The sequence below is a fragment of the Klenkia sp. AC732 genome (assembly GCF_979256525.1).
In genome coordinates, this window is sequence record NZ_CEEDOS010000192.1 from 1 (window position 1) to 233 (window position 233).

Below are 233 nucleotides of genomic sequence, written 5' to 3' on the forward strand. Positions count from 1 at the left end.
CGCCGGGATGGTCGCCACCGGGGCGGCGTTCGCCGACCGGTTGGGACCCACCGCCGGCCGGGGCTGGTGCACCCCGATGCCGCTGTTCCACACCGCGGGCAACGTGCTCGGCGTGGGCGGTGCGCTGTGGGCGCGGGCCGAGCACGTGGTGCTGCCCTTCGCGCCGGAGCCCGTGCTGGAGGGGCTGGCCGCCTGCCGGGTGACGATGCTGTCGGCCGCGCCGACCCTGCGGG

General features: G+C 78.5%; 1 pseudogene. It reads left to right on the forward strand.

The features are described 5' to 3' along the window. A pseudogene (locus AC0IVP_RS22235) lies at positions 1–233 on the forward strand (class I adenylate-forming enzyme family protein); the annotation flags it as partial.